Here is an 18857-nt window from a genome sequence, read left to right as displayed (position 1 = left end):
GAATAAACCGATGAAAAAACTATTAATCTCCATTTTACCCCTGGTAGTAATGTTGGCCTTCACCGGTTGTTCAGAAAGCAGCAGTGCCGTTTCTTCCAAGAATAGTGAGGAGAAAATCACGCTGAGGGTTGCGTGGTGGGGAGAACAGCCTAGACACGATTATACACTGAAGGTTATAAAATTGTTTGAAGAGAAGAACCCAGACATCCATATTGAATTTGAATTTTCCAATTGGGATGATTATTGGAAGCGGTTAGCTCCCATGGCAGCCGCAAACCAGTTGCCAGACATTATGCAAATGGATCTCCTCTATTTAAAAGCTTATAGCAAGAATAATTTATTAGTAGATTTAACGCAATACATCGAAAATAACACCATAGATACCAAATACATTGATGAAAAAGTCCTATCAGGTGGGAAAGTGGGGGATCAATTATACGGTTTTCCATTAGGATTAAATGCCCCGGCTGTTATCGTGGACTCCAACTTAGTATTGTCCGCCACAAATCAACTTCCTAAGCAGGAATGGACATGGGATGATTTTGAAAAAATAGCATTGAAAGCCCATAGGCAAAAAAATATATATGGAACCAATGGGATGAAACCGCCCGAAGTGTTTTTCCCATACTTCTTACGAACCAATCGACAAAATTTATACAATCAAGAGGGTACAGCATTAGGATATGATGATGACCAATTATTTGTTGATTATTTTAATAGGCAATTAAGATTATTAGATGAAGGCGCGTTCCCAAGGGTAGATGTGACGGAACAGATTAAAGGGATAGAGGACGAGCTTCTTGTAAACAAACAATCTCCAATGACTTGGGCCTATTCTAATCAATATTATGGCTTTTCTAAAGCAGCTGGGCGGCCGCTTGAGATTATGGCTCCTCCAGGCCCAAATCAACAAGACAGTATGTCTGTAAGACCAAGTATGCTCTTTTCAATCACGAAAAGTTCCAAACATCAGGAGGAAGCGGCAAGATTTATTAACTTTTTCGTTAATAATATCGAGGCTAATCAGCTAATAAAAGGGGAAAGAGGCGTACCCGTTTCATCTAAAGTAGTCATGGAGGTAAAAAAAGGCCTATCAACTGAGGAGAAAAAGGCTTTTGACTATGTATTCAATGTTGAAAATACTAGCAATCATATTGAAAAAGCAGATCCACTAGGAGGGATTGAAGTAGTCAACTTGTTACAGGATATCTCCGAGCAAATTCTTTTTAAAAAAATTACCCCCTTACAAGGGGCGCAGAAATTTAGAAAAGAGGCCGATGAAATTCTTCAGAAAAATAAATAAGTTATTTATATAGAGAAAGAGACATCATCTTGTTTTGAAAAAAACACGATGATGTCTTTTTTTTTTATGGTTCTAAATAAATGTCTGATTTTTAAACAAACTGCTCGGTTATTTATATTCAGACAATTCTAACAGTGAAGGTATAATTACAAATGTAAACACTTACAAAAATGAAACAAGGGGGATTCAATTAATGAAAAAGTTCATAGTTATGCTGTTTTCACTGATTCTAGTATTCTCATTAGCAGCATGTGGCGGAAGCAGTACCACAAGCAAGAGCGAATCTGATGGGAAAGAAAAAGCTGCGAGTAAAGATGAAAAGGTTACACTCCGTATTGCTTGGTGGGGGTCACAACCAAGACATGATTATACATTAAAAATCATTGATATGTATGAGAAGCAAAACCCTAATGTGAAGATTGAAGCAGAGTATGCCAGCTGGGATGACTATTGGAAAAAGCTAGCTCCACAAGCAGCTGCCAACCAATTACCAGATATTATTCAAATGGATCTTTCTTATTTCTCACAATATGCGGAAAACAATCAAATCGCTGATTTAACACCATACTTAGACAAACAAATCGATACCAAAGATACCAATCAAAATATTATTGATGGCGGAAAACTTGGTGACAAATTATACGGGCTCAATGCAGGGGTAAACGTACTTGGTTATCACTATGACCCAGCATTGCTTAAAAAAGCCGGTGTAGAATCTCTTGATGAAAACTGGACATGGGACGATTATGAAGAACTCGCTAAAAAAGCGAAGGCTGCAGGCCTATTTGTAGATACTGGTGTTAAGGCCGACGTATTTTTTAATTATTATTTAAGAACACAAGGAAAGTCTCTTTATAGCAAGAATGGTACAGGTTTAGGATATAAGGACGACAAATTGTTTGTAGACTTCTTCAAAATGACTTCTGGTTTAGTAAAAGACAAAGCTGTTCCAACTCCTGACTATATGGCACAAGTAAAAGGAATCGAAGATGATCCTGTTGTAAAACAAAAAGCAATCGGTATTTGGCAATGGTCTAACCAGTTTGTTGGCTTACAGCAAGTAGCAAACAGACCGCTTAATATCAGCAACATGCCAGGACCAGATAGTGATAAGGGATTATTTTTAAAACCAAGTATGTTCTGGTCAATTGGGAATAACTCTGAGCATAAAGAAGAGGCAGCAAAGTTTATTAACTTCCTAACTAATGATATTGAAGCTAACAAATTAGCGCTTGGAGATCGTGGTGTACCAGGATCTGCAGCAGTTAAAGAAGCCTTAAAGCCGCTGCTTTCTCCAGCACAGCAACAAGTATTTACTTATGTGGAATGGGCTGAAAAACATAGTTCAGCATTTAATGGTCCAGATCCAGTTGGAGCAGGGGAAGTTATCGAGCTTTTTGACAGCTTGAATGAGCAAATGAGCTATGGAAACCTAAAAGTAGAAGACGCTGCAAAACAATTTAGACAACAAGCTGAAAGCATTTTGGCTCAAAATAAGAAATAATTTTAATCCGATAGCTGGTCCTTTCTCGGATCAGCTATCGCCCTTTCAATCTTAGGGTGATGGTCCGGAGAAAAGGAGATGGCAAAATGGCTACACGCGTCGTGAAGGAACACGTTCAAGAAAGTATTTATATCGCCCCTGTCACTGCACGTAAACGGGCAATTAAGGAAAATATAAAAGGCTATTTATTTATTAGCCCTTTTGTGGTTGGATTCCTTGCTTTTACATTAATACCTATACTTGTTTCATTATACTTATCATTTACCAAATATAATCTATTTTCCGCGCCACAATGGATTGGTTTAGAAAACTATAAAAAAATGTTTACGGCTGATCCAAGGTATTGGCAATCATTAAAAGTTACCCTCATTTATGTATTCGCTGGTGTACCGTTAAGACTAGCATTTGCACTTCTCATCGCGATGATTTTAAATACAGCATCTCGGGCAGTTGGCTTGTACCGTTCCTTATTTTATCTGCCGTCACTGATCGGCGGGAGCGTGGCTGTCGCGATTATGTGGCGTAACATTTTTGGCGACAAAGGAATTATTAATCTTTTATTAGAACTGCTTGGTATTCCTAGTATCCGCTGGTTCGGAGATCCGACAGCTGCTTTATGGATGTTAATCTTCTTATCCGTGTGGCAATTTGGTTCTTCAATGTTAATCTTCCTAGCCGGTTTAAAAGGGATCCCGAAAAGCTATTACGAAGCGGCAAGTGTTGATGGTGCTAACGGATGGCATAAATTCATCAAAATTACCCTTCCAATGTTAAGTCCTGTCATTTTATTTAATGCAGTCATGCAGACGATTGCGGCCTTTATGACATTTGTTCCAGCCTTTATCATTTCAAAAGGTACCGGGGGACCTTTGGATGGAACACTTTTATACTCCCTCTATTTATTCTTACAAGGTTTCGAATTTTTCAATATGGGCTATGCGGCTGCGATGGCTTGGATCATGCTTATTATCGTAGGGGTTTTAACGGCCATCATTTTTGCAACTTCAAAATTCTGGGTTCACTACGAATCAGAAGGAGGGAAATAACGTATGCGGATAAAATCAGTAAAATGGTGGACTTATCATATCCTGGTAGGTGGATTTGCCGTCCTAATGCTTTATCCGGTTATTTGGCTTCTAATGAGTTCGTTTAAAGAAAGTAATGCCATCTTCGTAACAGCCAAATCACTCATACCTGATCCATTTATTTTGGATAACTTTGCGGAAGGCTGGAAGGGGATTGGCGGCAATTCCTTTGGAGTGTTTATTAAGAATACTGCGGTTCTGGTTATCGTAACCCTAATCGGTCAGGTAATTTCCTCGTCATTAATTGCCTTTGGTTTTGCAAGATTAGAATTTAAAGGTAAAGCACTCTGGTTTGGACTTATGATGGTAACATTAATGCTGCCATATGAGGTTGTCATGGTTCCGCAATATATCATCTTTTCAAAACTGGGATGGCTTAACTCGATTAAGCCGATTGCAATACCAGCATATTTTGGCCATCCATTCTTTATTTTCTTACTAGTTCAATTTATCCGCACGATTCCAAGAGAATTGGATGAAGCGGCAACGATTGATGGGTGTAATACCTTTAATATCTTCTATAAAATCATTTTGCCATTAATTAAACCAGCTTTGGCAACAGCGGCGATTTTCTCATTCTATTGGACTTGGGATTCCTTACTAGGGCCGGTTTTATACTTAAACAGCCCGGCAAAATATACGGTTTCCATGGCATTAAATATGTTCTTAAGTAATGAGACCGTTTCTAACTGGGGTGCCATGTTTGCCATGTCCGTAGTGACCTTGGTTCCTGTCTTTGTCATCTTCTTTATCTTCCAAAGATATGTAGTAGAAGGAATCAGTACAAGTGGATTAAAAGGTTGATGATTCGTGCCACTCCTTAATATCGGAGTGGCAGGGCTTGATCAACTTTTAAAATAACTGAAGGAGGATGGGTATGGAAACTTCAAGTATTTTGGGCGGGATATATAAATTGATGGATTGGATTTCGAAACTAGCGTTATTAAATCTTTTATGGATTGGCGCTACTATTCTTGGTCTGGGTGTATTCGGTTTTTTTCCTTCTACTGTGGCGATGTTTGCAGTTGTACGAAAATGGATGCTGGGCGAAGAGGAGGTTTCGATTGTTAAAACCTTCTGGGCTTCTTATAAAAAGGAATTTGTAAAAAGTAATTTTCTCGGTGTGTTTATTGTGGCTGCAGTTTTGGTGCTATATGCAGATTTGTTATTCATCCAACATGCAGCAAAAAATATGGCCGCAATTCTCTATATACCATTATTCATCATTACTTTTATTTTTGTATGTACACTATTTTACCTCATTCCGATTTTTGTTCATTATGAGATGAAATTAGCAGATGTAATTAAGAATTCATTTTTTGTTATGATTATGAATCCATTATCCACTCTATATATGCTGATAGGAAGTTTTGGAATCTGTTTTGTTCTGTCCTACGTGCCGCCTATCTGTATCTTATTTAGCGGAAATTTATTGGCCATGTTATTCATGAAACCTGCTTGTAATGCTTTCAACAGAATTCAACGTAAGCACGAAGTTTTTTTACAAGAACAAGGTATATAGGAATCGGGTTCTCTCAACGGCTGACCTTGTTTTTATATAAATCTATTATGAAGGAGGAAGGGGAAATAGCATCTAAGAATCTTCTCATAAAGAATCTTGCCATTATTCTTTACTAGGAGGAAAATTGTGATTAAAAAATTCTCAAAGAAAAAATTACCGGTTGTCGTAAGTTCGGCTATGGTTCTATCGATGTTTACTGGAATTGGAATGGTCACCCCAAAAGAATCGCATGCGGCTGAGTTGACTAGTCTTAAATTTGACTTTGGTTCCAGTAGTAGTCCTGTTGCTAATGGATATACACAAGTGACCAATTCTACGCTCTACAACAGTGAGAGGGGGTATGGGCTCGATAAAGCTGTTGATTTCAGAGATAGAGGAGCTCCTGATGATCTAAGAAGAGATTTTATTAATGGAGCAAATTATACCTTCTCAGTAGATGTTGAAAATGGCGAGTATTATGTAAATGTACTTACTGGAGATAATACCGCAAGCAATAAAACAAGTTTTACGATTGAGGGGAAATCACTTGGTTCGTTAGCTACAAGCAGTGGGAAATTTGCAGAAAAGTCAACAATGGTCACTGTTCAAGATGGACAGCTTAATATCGATATTGGTGATAATGGACGGGTCAATGCCATAGAAATTATTAAAATGTCTACCCCTGCGGGTTTAACGTTGACTAAGAAAAATCTATTTCCAGATACGTCTGTCTCCTTAAAGTGGGATAAAGTAGAAGGCGCGGCGAGTTACAATATTTATCGTAAAGCAGATGGAGACGCAGCACCTATGAAGGTGGGAAGCTCCAATACGCCCGAATTTATAGATGAAACCGTTCAGCTTGGGTTTAAATATGTGTATACAGTTTCTCAAGTAAATGAAAGTGGCATTGAGTCAGGAAAAAGTACACCAATCAATGTCTCTTTAGTAGATGAAACAAAGGCAGTACCGACATCTCCAACTAGGGTTTCGCTTGTTAATTCAACCGATAAATCTGTATCTTTTACATGGCATGGTGTCGAGGATGCTTTGATGTATTATGTGTATCGGGCAAAATCACCACAAGGGCCGTTTGAAAGAGTCGGCATCTCAAATAATGGTGAATTTACTGACCAGTCTATTTCACCAACAAGACACTACTATTATAGAGTTTCGGCTGTTAGTTTAGGAGGTATTTCTACTCCTTCGAATTCAATGGAGACACCAATAACTAAAGTAGTCCAACGTCAAATGGAAAAACTCGATCGAGGTTTAGTTGCTGTTAAGGTGGAGAATGGTGTTTATGTTGGCTGGCGTATGTTAGGGACAGATCCTGAAGGTGTAGCCTTTAACGTTTATCGAGACGGACAAAAGGTTAATAAAGAGCCTATTACATCAAGCACAAACTTTTTAGACAAAAATGGAACAAAGGATTCCAGGTATGATGTCCGGGCCGTATTTAATGGGAACGAAGAACCACTCGCAGAAGCAGCTGCAACGGTTTGGGGACAGAATTATTACGATCTTCCAATCCAGAAACCAGAGGGTGGAACCACTCCTGATGGAAAATCCTATACATACAGTGCCAACGATGCAAGTGTTGGGGATGTAGATGGAGATGGACAATACGAAATCATCCTAAAATGGTATCCAAGCAATGCGAAGGATAATTCCCAATCAGGCTATACTGGAAATACGTATGTTGATGCTTATAAGTTTGACGGCACAAGGTTGTGGCGGATTGATTTAGGCAAAAATATCCGGTCCGGTGCTCATTATACACAAATGATGGTGTATGATTTAGATGGGGACGGTAAAGCCGAAGTTGCGATGAAAACTGCTGATGGAACCGTTGATGGTCAAGGAACAGTAATCGGTGATGCTAATGCGGATTACCGTAATTCCAGCGGCTATATTTTAAGCGGGCCAGAATTTTTAACTATTTTTGACGGCTTAACAGGGAAAGCGCTAACAACCACTAATTATGATCCACCAAGAGGCAATGTCGCTGATTGGGGAGATAGCTACGGTAACCGTGTAGACAGGTTCCTCGCTGGTATTGCCTATCTGGATGGGGAAAGACCAACCCTAATTATGGCACGCGGCTACTACACAAGAGCGGTTATTGCAGCTTATAACTGGCGTGATGGTAAATTAACTAAAGTGTGGACATTTGATAGTAATAAAACAGGCAATGGAGAGTATGCTGGTCAAGGTTATCACAACTTAAGTGTTGCAGATGTCGATCAGGATGGTAAGGATGAAATTGTTTACGGCGCGGCAGTAATTGATGATAACGGAACAGGGCTTTATACAACTGGCTTAGGTCATGGTGATGCTCAGCATGTTGGTGATTTAGATCCAACTCGTCCAGGTTTAGAGATGTTTGCCGTTCATGAGGATAAAAGCGCTAAGTATGGAATTGAGTTCCGAGATGTAGAAACTGGTGAAGCTATTTGGGGGAAATTTACCGGCAGAGATACAGGAAGGGGATTATCTGCAGATATCGATCCTAGATACCCGGGCGAAGAATCATGGGCTGTTGGTGGCGCATGGAATGATCCAACAGGAGATATGTTCACTGCTCAAGGGGAACGAATTTCATCGGACATCCCTGGTGCCAACTTTGCAATATGGTGGGATGGTGACCTACAGCGCGAAATCCTAGACCATGCTAAGTTTAATGACGCTGATCAAGTCGGGGTAGGAACGATTGGTAAGTGGGACTACGAAAATAAAAAACTAGTAAATATCTTAACTGCAGATGGAACTTTCTCTAACAACGGTACGAAAGGAAACCCTAGCCTACAGGCTGATCTTATGGGTGACTGGCGAGAAGAAGTAGTCTGGAGAACGGAAGATAGCAGTGCATTACGGATCTTTACAACTACAGACGTTACAGAGCAAAGGATTCGTACACTCATGCACGACCCTGTGTACCGCTTAGGAATTGCCTGGCAAAATGTTGGCTACAATCAGCCGCCACATACTAGTTTCTTTTTAGGGAATGATATGGCTGCTCCTCCAGTGCCAAGCATGTACTTGAATAAAATGATTCCTGCCACTGTTGATGTCAATCCGAATACAATTAATATGAAACAGACAAACGGCAACGTTCCATTGACTGTTAATATTGAATTGGATAAGAAACACGAAGTGTCAGAAATCAATTCTGCTACTGTGAAAATGGTTGTCAATGGTAAAACAATCTTTTCGGAATCTCATCCGTCTGTAAATGGAGAGAAATCAAATAAGTTAATGGTTAAATTTGATAGACAACAAGTTTCAGAGGCTTTAAAAGGGTATAATGGGACTATTCAAATTAATATTAACGGGTTTTTACAAGACGGAGATAGCTTTAATGCGGAGGCTGAATTAACTTTAAAATAGTTTGGAAAGTGGGAGAGACAGCGGTTTTAATAAGCTTTCTCTCTCATTTGAATTGATTTGAAAAGAGCTGTGTTTACATACAATTTTATAGTTGGAAGGTGAAGGAATGACAGAGAAATTACCTCTTTGGGATGATATAAAGCTTGAAGAAAATGGACCAAATGAAAGTGCACCAAGCATTCAACGATATTTGCTCGAAGGAACTGGACCCTTTCCTGTTATGATCGTTGCGGCTGGTGGAGGTTATGCGAGGCGAGCAGAGCATGAGGCTTACCCTGTTGCAGAATGGTTAAATTCAATTGGTATCTCAGCTGTAGTGCTCAATTACCGGGTCGCACCTCACAACCATCCTATTCCATTGAGTGATGTGAAGCGGGCAATAAGGATGGTTCGACATAACGCTACGGATTGGAATCTAGATCCCAATAAGGTTGGAATACTCGGATTTTCTGCGGGAGGTCATCTCGCTTCCAGTGCTGGGACCCATTATGACTATGGAAATAAAGAAGCTGATGACCCTATCGAGAGTTATAGCAGCCGCCCTGATGTAATGGTTCTTTGTTATCCAGTGATTTCGATGGGGAAATATACGCATGAAGGAAGCAAATTAAACTTATTAGGCGAAAAACCAGAAGCGGAGTTAGTTGAACTATTATCTAATGAAAATCAAATTACAGAGGAAACACCACCGGCATTTTTATGGCATACTGCTGATGACGTCTCTGTACCGGTCGAGAATAGTTTAATGTTTGCAGCTGGCTTAGGCCGACATAAAGTTCCTTTTGATCTCCATATCTTTGAAAGCGGACACCACGGATTAGGTTTGGCAAATAATCATCCCGAAGCTCGAGTATGGCCAAGCCTCTGTGAAGCTTGGTTGAGAAAACAGGGATTCTAGCCTAGCTGAAAAAAGATATAGGTGATTCAAAATTGCTGATAGATTTAATTCGCTGATAAATTGGGTGAAATCGCTGATAAAAAAGAATCGCTGATAAACTGGTTGAAACCGCTGATAAAATAATAATTTCGCCGATATACTCCTAAAAAACGCTGATAAATTGTTAACTCCGAACGAACGCCCTTTATTTTAACCAGTAGTCAAGAATAATCGATAGATGCCAAGCATCTGTCGATTTATTTTTTATTAGAAAATAACTATTCAAAAATAAACAAACATGTAATATAATAAAAACAAAAATAAATAAACATTTAAACCGATTTCATTAGATTTTAGCTTGATTTAAAGGGGATGGAAAACAGTGAAGGTGAGCTTATTTGCGACATGCCTTGTAGATATGTTCCAAAGTAATGTAGGAAAGGCAACCGTTGAGTTGCTGGAGAGGATTGGTTGTGAGATCGATTTTCCAGAGTCACAAGTATGTTGTGGTCAGCCAGCTTATAATAGTGGTTATACGAAAGAATCGAAGGAGGCAATGAAGCGGATGATTGACACCTTTCAGGATACTGAATATGTGGTATGCCCATCCGGTTCATGTGCGTTTATGTTCCACGAATATCCTCACATTTTTAAGGGAGATCCTGTTTGGGAACCAAAGGCCAAAAAACTGGCAGCGAAAACATACGAACTCACTCAATTCATTGTTGATGTATTAAAAGTAGAAGATGTTGGGGCAAAATTTGAGGGGAAAGCAACCTACCATACCTCTTGTCATATGACAAGATTACTAGGTGTTAAAAGGGCGCCAATGATTCTATTAAATAATGTCAAAGGATTAGAGTTTACTGAACTGCCAGGAAAAGAACAATGCTGCGGCTTCGGAGGAACTTTCTCTGTTAAAATGTCACAAATTTCTGAGCAAATGGTTGATGAAAAGGTATGTCATGTTGAAGAAACAGATGCCGATTATTTAATTGGGGCCGATGCAGGGTGTTTGATGAACATTGGCGGGCGGATTGATCGCAAAGGCAAACCGATTAAGGTTCTGCATATTGCGGAAGTATTAAATAGCCGCTAATTGATTTTTGGTAATCAAATAAGAGAGTGCTTGGATGGGGGAATAATAGATGGCAATGAAAATCGGCGACCAGCAATTTAAGGAACGCGTTGATACAGGAATTCATGATTCCTTTATGCGCGGGGCAGTGGCCAGTGCACAAGACGGAATGGGTGTAAAAAGACGTGTTGCCGCTGAAGAACTTGGAAACTGGGAGGACTGGCGTTCGCATGGGGAAGAGATTCGTCAGCATGTTTTAGAACACCTGGATTATTATTTAGAGCAATTAAGCGAAAATGTAGCAAAACGGGGCGGGCATGTATTTTTTGCCCAAACAAAGGAAGAAGCAAATGAATATATTCGTGGCATCGTTCATCAAAAAAATGCTAAAAAAATAGTTAAATCAAAATCTATGGTAACCGAGGAAATCAGCTTAAATAGTATGTTGGAGCAGGAAGGCTGCGAGGTGATTGAAACCGACCTTGGAGAATACATCCTCCAAGTGGACGACCACGATCCGCCGTCCCATATTGTCGTACCGGCTTTACATAAAAATAAAGAGCAAATCAGGGATGTATTTACGGAAAAGCTTGGTTACACAAAGACTTCCAAACCAGAGGAATTGGCTTGGCATGCAAGGGAAACCCTGCGTCAAGAATATTTGACAGCTGATATTGGAATTACTGGCTGTAACTTTGCAGTTGCTGAGACAGGATCATTTAGTCTAGTAACTAATGAAGGGAATGCTGATTTAGTTACAGCCTTGCCAAAGACACAAATTACCGTAATGGGAATGGAGCGGATTGTTCCGACCTTTGAAGAGATGGAAGTTCTCGTCTCCCTATTAACTAGAAGTGCAGTGGGGCAAAAGTTAACAAGTTATATCACAGTGCTAACAGGACCTAGAGAGGAATTGGATGTAGACGGTCCAGAAGAATTCCACTTAGTTATCGTCGATAATGGCCGGTCCAATATTCTTGGTGGAGAATTTCAATCCGTTCTCCAATGTATCCGCTGTGCGGCATGTGTGAATGTTTGTCCCGTTTATCGTCATGTCGGGGGCCATTCTTATGGTTCTATTTATGCAGGACCAATTGGAGCGGTCTTGTCACCATTGCTAGGCGGCTATGATGATTATAAAGAGCTCCCATATGCATCGACACTTTGCGGGGCCTGTACCGAGGTCTGCCCGGTGAAGATCCCGTTGCACAACCTTCTCCATAAGCACCGAGAAGTAATCGTAGAAAAAGAAGGAAAAGCACCAATTTCAGAAAAACTAGCCATGAAGGCATTTGGACTAGGAGCAGCTTCACCAACACTCTATAAAATTGGCTCAAAAATTGCTCCGGCTGCAATGAATCCTTTTACAGTTGCAGATAAGATTTCAAAAGGACCTGGACCATTAAAAGCCTGGACCGATATTCGCGAATTCCCAGCACCAAATAAAGAAAGATTCAGAGATTGGTTTAAAAACCGAGAACAAGGGGGCAAATGATCATGGCAGCAGGAACTATACAAAATCGAGAAGCCTTTCTAAATCAAATTGCCACAAGACTTGGGCGGCCGCGAATCTCTAAACCTTTGGAAAGGCCAAACTGGAAATACCGCCCCCAGGATGAAGTACTGAAAGGTGCTTCGCAGGATGAATTAGTAGAGGTCCTAAAAGAACATTGCAAGAAAATTCATACAACTATTTATACGGTTGATAGGAGTGAGCTATCCTCAACCCTTAATGAAGTTGTCACTAATCATTTTGGCGGTGGCCCGATTGTCACATGGAAGGATGAGCGGTTTTCCCAGTGGGGACTCGATTCTTTAATGAAGCAAGAATGGCCGAATCAAAATATTGACGTGCATGAATGGGATCATACAAAGGGCGAAGAAAACATTGCGAAAGCGGAGCAGGCTAATGTTGGGATAACCATCAGTGAAATCACACTGGCTGAATCGGGGACAGTTGTTTTATTTAGTGATGAGAATAAAGGACGGACCGTAAGCTTTTTACCAGCTACCTATATTGCCCTAATTCCAAAGAGTTCCATTGTTCCTAGAATGACTCAAGCAGCTCAAAAGATGAGAGGAATCCATCAAAATACAGGCCATGTTGCATCCTGCATTAATTTTATTACTGGACCAAGTAATTCAGCTGACATTGAGTTAAACCTTGTTGTGGGTGTACATGGACCGGTAAGAGCAACTTATATTGTTATTAATGACCTTTAATAGGAAAAAAAAATAGGGCTGTTCGAAGAGATCATGTTATTCGATTTTTTCTAGCAGCTTTATTTATAAGATCAAGGTAGCTTTTTGTCTCATTAGGAATGAAAGCGTTTTATTATTTGGAAGAGGTGAGATTTCTATGAAGGTTGGTTTTGTTGGTACGGGGTGGTTTAGCAAAACACATGCAAGTATTTTAGGGGAAATGGATGGAGTGGATGTAACGGCCTTTTGTGGGACTAGTATGGAAAAGGCTGAAAAAGAAGCAAGAAATTGGTCAAATGCCACTGGATACACAAATATAGAAGAGATGTTAGATAAACAAAAATTAGATGCAGTCTATATTTGTGTACCGCCACATGCTCATGGAGCCATTGAATATGCCTTACTTGAAAGGAATATCCCATTTTTTGTGGAAAAGCCGCTTGCAATGAATGAAGCACCAGATGAAATCGCTAAAAAAATAACCGAAACAGGACTTATTACATCAGTTGGTTATCACTGGCGTTATAAGGATTTAACCAACAGAGCCTTTTCACTGCTTCAAGACCGTCAAATTGGGATGGCACTCGGTTATTGGATGGGAAATATGCCGATGGTTCCTTGGTGGAGAGATATACATAAATCAGGTGGGCAATTTGTAGAACAGACCACACATATCGTGGACTTATTACGTTACTTATGTGGTGATATACACGAAGTATATGCTGCTTTTAATAACCAAATCATGCAGGGAAAGGTAGAGGGAACGACGGTGCCCGATGTAGGCAGTGTCACAATGAAGCTAGAAAGTGGGATCATTGCAACCATCTCCAATACATGTATCCTGCCAAACTCTGGCAGGGTAGGACTTGAGATATATTCAGATAAAGGGATCATCGAACTAAGTAATGATTTATTACGAGTGGTGAAAGGAAATAGAGTAGAAGAATTTAAAGAGGAATCAAATCCTTACATCACAGAGAATCAAATTTTTCTCAATGCTGTCCAAAGTGGAGATCCTTCCAAAATATTATCAACCTACCAAGATGCTTTAAAAACGCATCATGTAACAACGGCGGCAAATCAATCTGCCATGAGTGGACAGCCCATATATTTAGGCTAAATCCAATAAAACAAAAAAAATGAAAGATTTTTGAACTTTTTATTCAAAAATAAACAAAAATATATTATAATAAAAACAGAAGATAACAAACATAAAAACAAAACAAACGGAGGATTTCGGATGGTACAGAATCTTTGGAATCAAGAAATAGCATCACAGGTAACAAAAGGGGTAGAAGAATTAGTCTATCGTTCCAATTTAATTGGGTCAGATCGTGCGGTATGTAACTATGGCGGCGGTAACACTTCTATGAAGACAACTGAAAAGGATTTCCGCGGCCGTGATGTTGAAGTCATGTGGGTAAAAGGAAGCGGTTCAGATTTAGCCACAATGAAGGCAAACAATTTTACGGGTCTTAACTTAGAAGACATTCGACCATTATTTGAACGCGACGAAATGACTGACGAAGACATGGTTGCTTATCTATCACATTGTATGATCGACAGCAAGCACCCAAGAGCATCAATCGAAACATTATTGCATGCATTCTTACCTTTCAAACATGTCGACCACACACATCCAGATGCAATCATTAGCCTTTGCTGTGCAGACAATGGTAAGCAATTAGCCGAAGAGATTTTTGGAAATCGTTTTGTTTGGGTACCATATATTCGCCCAGGATTTACTCTTTCAAAAATGATTGCACAGGGAGTATTAAACAATCCAAATGCAGAGCTAGTATTAATGGAAAAACACGGACTTGTAACATGGGGAGAAACTTCTGAAGAAGCCTACGCAAAAACCATTCAAATTATTAACGAAGCAGAAGCATATATTAATGAAAGAATTGATGAACCCTCTGTATTTGGCGGTCAAAAATATCAATCCCTTTCTGAAGAAGAAGCTACTAGCATTCTAGCAAAAGTATTGCCAGTCATCCGCGGTGCGGTCAGTGATGAGAAGAAAATGCTGTTAACTTACGACCGTGGTGAAGATGTACTGCAATTTGTGAACAGCAACAACGCACCAGAACTTTCTAAAATCGGTGCAGCATGTCCAGACCATCTTGTTCATACAAAAATGGTTCCACTATATGTTAATTGGGATCCACAAACAAAAGATGTTGAAGCTTTAGTTGCTAGTGTGAAAGAAGGCGTTGCCAGCTTTAAAACAGCTTACAAAGAATATTTTGAAGAAAATAAAAATGAAGGCGACAAAATGTTTGAACCGGCCACCACGTGTTATCTTAATTCCAGGTGTTGGTATGGTGAATACTGGTAAAGATGTTAAGAACTCAAGAATCAGTGGTGCATTATATCACCGTGCCATTGCTGTTATGAAGGGCGCTACAACACTGGGTGAATTTGTTTCTCTAAGTGCAAACGAATCCTACAATGTAGAATACTGGCCATTAGAATTATATAAATTATCTCTCGCTCCAGCTGAAGCAGAATTCTCTAGAAAAGTAGCCTTTATTACTGGGGGAGCTGGCGGAATTGGAAGCGCAACGGCACGCCGTCTTGTATCTGAAGGAGCTGCAGTTGTTTTAGCTGACCTAAACTTTGAAGGCGCAGAAAAAGTAGCGTCTGAAATAAATGAACAATATGGGGGAGACCGTGCCCTTGCTGTTAAGATGGACGTAACAAGTGAAGAAATGGTTCAAGCTGCATTTGATCAAACTGCATTAACATTTGGCGGTGTCGACATTATTGTTAACAATGCAGGTCTTGCTACATCAAGTCCATTTGCGGAAACAACACTTAAAGAGTGGAATTTAAACATGAATGTGTTAGGAACAGGCTACTTCTTAGTTGCTCGTGAAGCATTCAAGCAAATGAAAGACCAAAACATTGGCGGTAACATGGTATTCATCGGTTCTAAAAACTCTGTGTACGCTGGTAAAAATGCTGCTGCATATAGCTCTGTTAAAGCTCTTGAAACACACTTGGCAAGATGTATTGCAGCAGAAGGCGGCGAGTTTGGCATTCGCGTAAATTCTGTCCTTCCGGATGCAGTGCTTCAAGGTTCTGCTATCTGGGGATCAAGATGGCGTGAAGAGCGTGCCGCAGCATACGGTATTGACCCTGATCAATTAGAAGAACATTATCGTAAACGTACTACTTTACTAGTAAACATTTATCCTAGCGATATTGCAGAATCGATTGCATTCTTTGCTTCCTCAAAATCCGATCGTACGACTGGTTGTATGTTAACGGTAGACGGCGGGGTACCTGCTGCGTTTACAAGATAATAAATGAAAGAAAGTCTGTCGATTGACAGGCTTTCTTTATGGTGTTTCTAAAAAAAAGATACGACGATAGCGCTTAGAATTTTGTATACAGAGCATCTATTGGACAGTATTGCTGTGAAACTCAAGCATAATGTCTAATAGAATCTTTCTAATGGATAGATTTGATGATCTTACGAGAAATTTGTCCAATAGGGCTTGGTCTATAGGACAAATCTTCTTTCTAGACATTGTATTTGTCTAATAGAAGCGAGCTATTGGACAGTTAAGCAGTAAGAGTTAAGATTATTGTCCAATAGATGCCTTCTATAATACATTTCCCATGTCAGTACAAAAAAATTGTCCAATAAAGTTAATTCTATTGGACAATTTATCTGCATTTCTTTAACCGTTGTTTACTGATGAACTTTCGGCCAAAACATTTAAAAACAATGAAATCGATGGATTCAAATTATTTTTTTTCCATGCCATAACCAGCTCAAAATCATGCCCCTCTAGGCCGTCAATTTCGATAAATCGAAGTGAAGGGCTGGATACTGCTTCAAAGCTTTTCGGCAATATAGAAATACCCAACTCAGACTCAACGAGAATCGGTACTGTATCAACAAACCGTGGCTGACTCACAATTCTTGGGGTGAGCCCGTTTTGTTCACATAAATGGACGATAAAATCATAGGAACCTACAGGTGAATCGTGGCGGTTATGGATAATAAACGGCTCTGATGCTAGTTCTTCAAGCTTAATTTTTTTGTTATTAGCGAGAGGATGATTATTATGCATAACAATACAATATCTCTCTTTGGCCACCATTTGAATTTCGATTTCTTCTATTCTATGTAATCCAGACGGCTGTGTTAGAGCTATGTCTATTTCTCCTTCTTCTAACGATTCCTTTAGCATTTTACTAGGATAATGGTTTAAATGAAGTTCTACCTTTGGAAAGAGTTCACGGAACCGTTTAATAACCTGGGGCAGAAAACTACGAACATGAACACTCAGAAAACCAATCGAAAGACTGCCAATCAAACCTGCATCCGTTTGTTTAGCTTTTGCGATTGCTCCCGATGTTTTTTCTACAATCTCCATAGCTTCTTTTAAAAAGACAGCTCCAGCAGGTGTAAGCTGTACAGAACGTTTATTTCGAATAAATAATTTAACACCAACCTGTTCCTCTAAATCGGCAATCTGATGACTGATTGCTGATTGAGCAACATAGAGTTGATTAGCTGCTTTTGTAAAATTTAAATGCTCTGCAACCGTAATAAAATAGCGCAATTGACGAATATCCATAAGATCCTCACTTGTTATTCATTTACCATTATTTTATCATAATAGATAATAAGTAGTCGAAATTATGTGAGTATTCTTGTTTTTGCATGATGTAGAGACTAGTGTTCTACTAAAAGAATTCATCTTTTAAAGCGGTATATTCAACAAATAATACGAAAATGGGATTACAGAAATCGAATACGTATATTTCCAATTTTCCCACGTTCGTATTATGTTTATTTTGGAAGCGCTTAAATATTAGAAGGAATATGGATGAGGAGTGGTGAAATGGTTCTAAAAGTCGTTGGCAAGTTACCTAACGAGAAGAAACCATATTTTATTAGAAATGGAGAGGGAGAGCGATATCTTTTCGGGACCCAGGTTGCCTCCATTGTGGCTACAACTGAAAGCACCGGTGATATGATGGAAATCGTTCAAATGTGGGGAGGTAAAGGCGATAGTTTTCCGGCACATGTTCATGAACAAGCTCACGAGGGAATTGTTGTGCTCGACGGAAGACTTGAAGTCGAACTGAATGGACAAATTTATTTACTAACGGCAGGTGACTATGTAAGTATTCCGGCAGGTACTGTCCATGCTTACCGTATGCAAAGTCATCGAACACGTTTTTATTCGTTTACTATTAATGGTCATGTGGCCAAGTTATATTCAATTATTGGAGATCCTTTTACTAAGTTTGAACGCCCTCCAGTTACGACCAACCTTTTAAACCATGATATATTCAACAAAATAATTGCTGACATAGATATTAAATTCGTAACGAGTCATCCTGCCGATGGATTACCTCAAATGGTTAGAGGCTGTACCATTCCGCAAGAAGTTCAACCATATGTATTGGAATCAGGAGAAGGAGTCCATCTTCTCAGCGGCGATACCGTTCATTCACTCCTAACTACTAAAGCCGCAACAGACAGCAAGTTTCTTGCAATTGTTTCTGAAGGACCAAAGGGACAAGCTATTGGCGAACATGCCCACGAATTGACGAACGAAACATTTATGTGTTTGCAAGGGGAAATGACTCTTTGGGTGGATGGTGAAGAGTTGCATTTATTACCTGGTGATTTCGTCTATGTGCCGGCTAATACGCCTCATCGCTTCCAATGTGATGCTCATTATACCAAGTTTTTTGGATTATTAACCCCAGGAGAATTTGAGGATTTCTTCCGTATACTTGGAGATCCTTATGAACACCCAATTTTCCCAAGTGATCCAGCGCCGTATCGATTTGACCGAGTTATTCAACGTATTCAAGAAATCGATTTAAAATTATTAGGAAAGCCGCCAGGTGCTCCGCCGGCTGCGGTCGAAGAGGTTCATTGATA

At 39.6% G+C, this 18857-nt stretch carries 13 protein-coding genes and 1 pseudogene; 13 read left to right on the top strand and 1 reads right to left on the bottom strand.

The annotated features are described in order from the left end of the window. Window positions 1–10 precede the first annotated feature (10 nt). The 12 genes and pseudogenes from ACZ9EE_RS09415 to ACZ9EE_RS09360 all read left to right on the top strand — a co-directional run bounded on the left by ACZ9EE_RS09415 (window position 11) and on the right by ACZ9EE_RS09360 (window position 16248). A complete protein-coding gene (locus ACZ9EE_RS09415) occupies window positions 11–1303 on the top strand; it encodes an ABC transporter substrate-binding protein (protein ID WP_476026460.1) in 1293 nt (430 codons plus the stop codon). A 193-nt stretch (window positions 1304–1496) separates the two neighbouring features. After that, window positions 1497–2807 carry an ABC transporter substrate-binding protein gene (locus tag ACZ9EE_RS09410; protein WP_476026459.1) on the top strand — a complete coding sequence of 437 codons (1311 nt, stop codon included), beginning with the start codon at window positions 1497–1499 and terminating at the stop codon, window positions 2805–2807. Window positions 2808–2893: 86 nt separating this feature from the next. Further along, window positions 2894–3853 (top strand): carbohydrate ABC transporter permease, encoded by a 960-nt coding sequence (locus ACZ9EE_RS09405; RefSeq protein WP_476026458.1) that lies wholly within the window; start codon window positions 2894–2896, stop codon window positions 3851–3853. A gap of 3 nt (window positions 3854–3856) precedes the next feature. Further along, window positions 3857–4696, top strand: coding sequence for a carbohydrate ABC transporter permease (locus ACZ9EE_RS09400; protein ID WP_098528420.1), 840 nt, complete (start codon window positions 3857–3859; stop codon window positions 4694–4696). Window positions 4697–4769: 73 nt separating this feature from the next. Further along, on the top strand, window positions 4770–5414 hold the full coding sequence (locus ACZ9EE_RS09395; RefSeq protein ID WP_476026457.1) for a YesL family protein: 645 nt from the start codon (window positions 4770–4772) through the stop codon (window positions 5412–5414). Window positions 5415–5540: 126 nt separating this feature from the next. Continuing rightward, complete coding sequence (locus tag ACZ9EE_RS09390) at window positions 5541–8780, top strand: rhamnogalacturonan lyase family protein (RefSeq protein WP_476026456.1); 3240 nt, start codon at window positions 5541–5543, stop codon at window positions 8778–8780. Between the two features lie 106 nt (window positions 8781–8886). After that, window positions 8887–9678, top strand: a complete 792-nt coding sequence (locus ACZ9EE_RS09385) for an alpha/beta hydrolase (protein WP_476026455.1) — start codon at window positions 8887–8889, stop codon at window positions 9676–9678. A gap of 361 nt (window positions 9679–10039) precedes the next feature. Next, window positions 10040–10756 carry a (Fe-S)-binding protein gene (locus ACZ9EE_RS09380; RefSeq protein ID WP_476026454.1) on the top strand — a complete coding sequence of 239 codons (717 nt, stop codon included), beginning with the start codon at window positions 10040–10042 and terminating at the stop codon, window positions 10754–10756. Window positions 10757–10805: 49 nt separating this feature from the next. After that, window positions 10806–12230: a LutB/LldF family L-lactate oxidation iron-sulfur protein gene (locus ACZ9EE_RS09375; RefSeq protein ID WP_476026453.1), complete on the top strand. Its 1425-nt coding sequence runs from the start codon at window positions 10806–10808 to the stop codon at window positions 12228–12230. A 2-nt stretch (window positions 12231–12232) separates the two neighbouring features. Then, a complete protein-coding gene (locus tag ACZ9EE_RS09370) occupies window positions 12233–12958 on the top strand; it encodes a LutC/YkgG family protein (RefSeq protein WP_476026452.1) in 726 nt (241 codons plus the stop codon). A 136-nt stretch (window positions 12959–13094) separates the two neighbouring features. Next, window positions 13095–14057: a Gfo/Idh/MocA family protein gene (locus tag ACZ9EE_RS09365; RefSeq protein ID WP_476026451.1), complete on the top strand. Its 963-nt coding sequence runs from the start codon at window positions 13095–13097 to the stop codon at window positions 14055–14057. A gap of 120 nt (window positions 14058–14177) precedes the next feature. After that, window positions 14178–16248 (top strand): annotated as a pseudogene (locus ACZ9EE_RS09360) (bifunctional aldolase/short-chain dehydrogenase). Window positions 16249–16629: 381 nt separating this feature from the next. Here ACZ9EE_RS09360 and ACZ9EE_RS09355 read toward each other — a convergent pair. Continuing rightward, window positions 16630–17535: a LysR family transcriptional regulator gene (locus ACZ9EE_RS09355; RefSeq protein WP_476026450.1), complete on the bottom strand. Its 906-nt coding sequence runs from the start codon at window positions 17533–17535 to the stop codon at window positions 16630–16632. 252 nt (window positions 17536–17787) lie between these two features. Between ACZ9EE_RS09355 and ACZ9EE_RS09350 the strand changes: the two genes are divergently transcribed. Next, complete coding sequence (locus tag ACZ9EE_RS09350) at window positions 17788–18855, top strand: quercetin 2,3-dioxygenase (RefSeq protein WP_476026449.1); 1068 nt, start codon at window positions 17788–17790, stop codon at window positions 18853–18855. Window positions 18856–18857 lie beyond the last annotated feature (2 nt).

Source organism: Bacillus sp. URHA0034 (assembly GCF_056280405.1).
The sequence above is the reverse complement of the archived record's forward strand: the minus strand, read 5'-3'. Positions and strand labels throughout refer to the sequence as shown.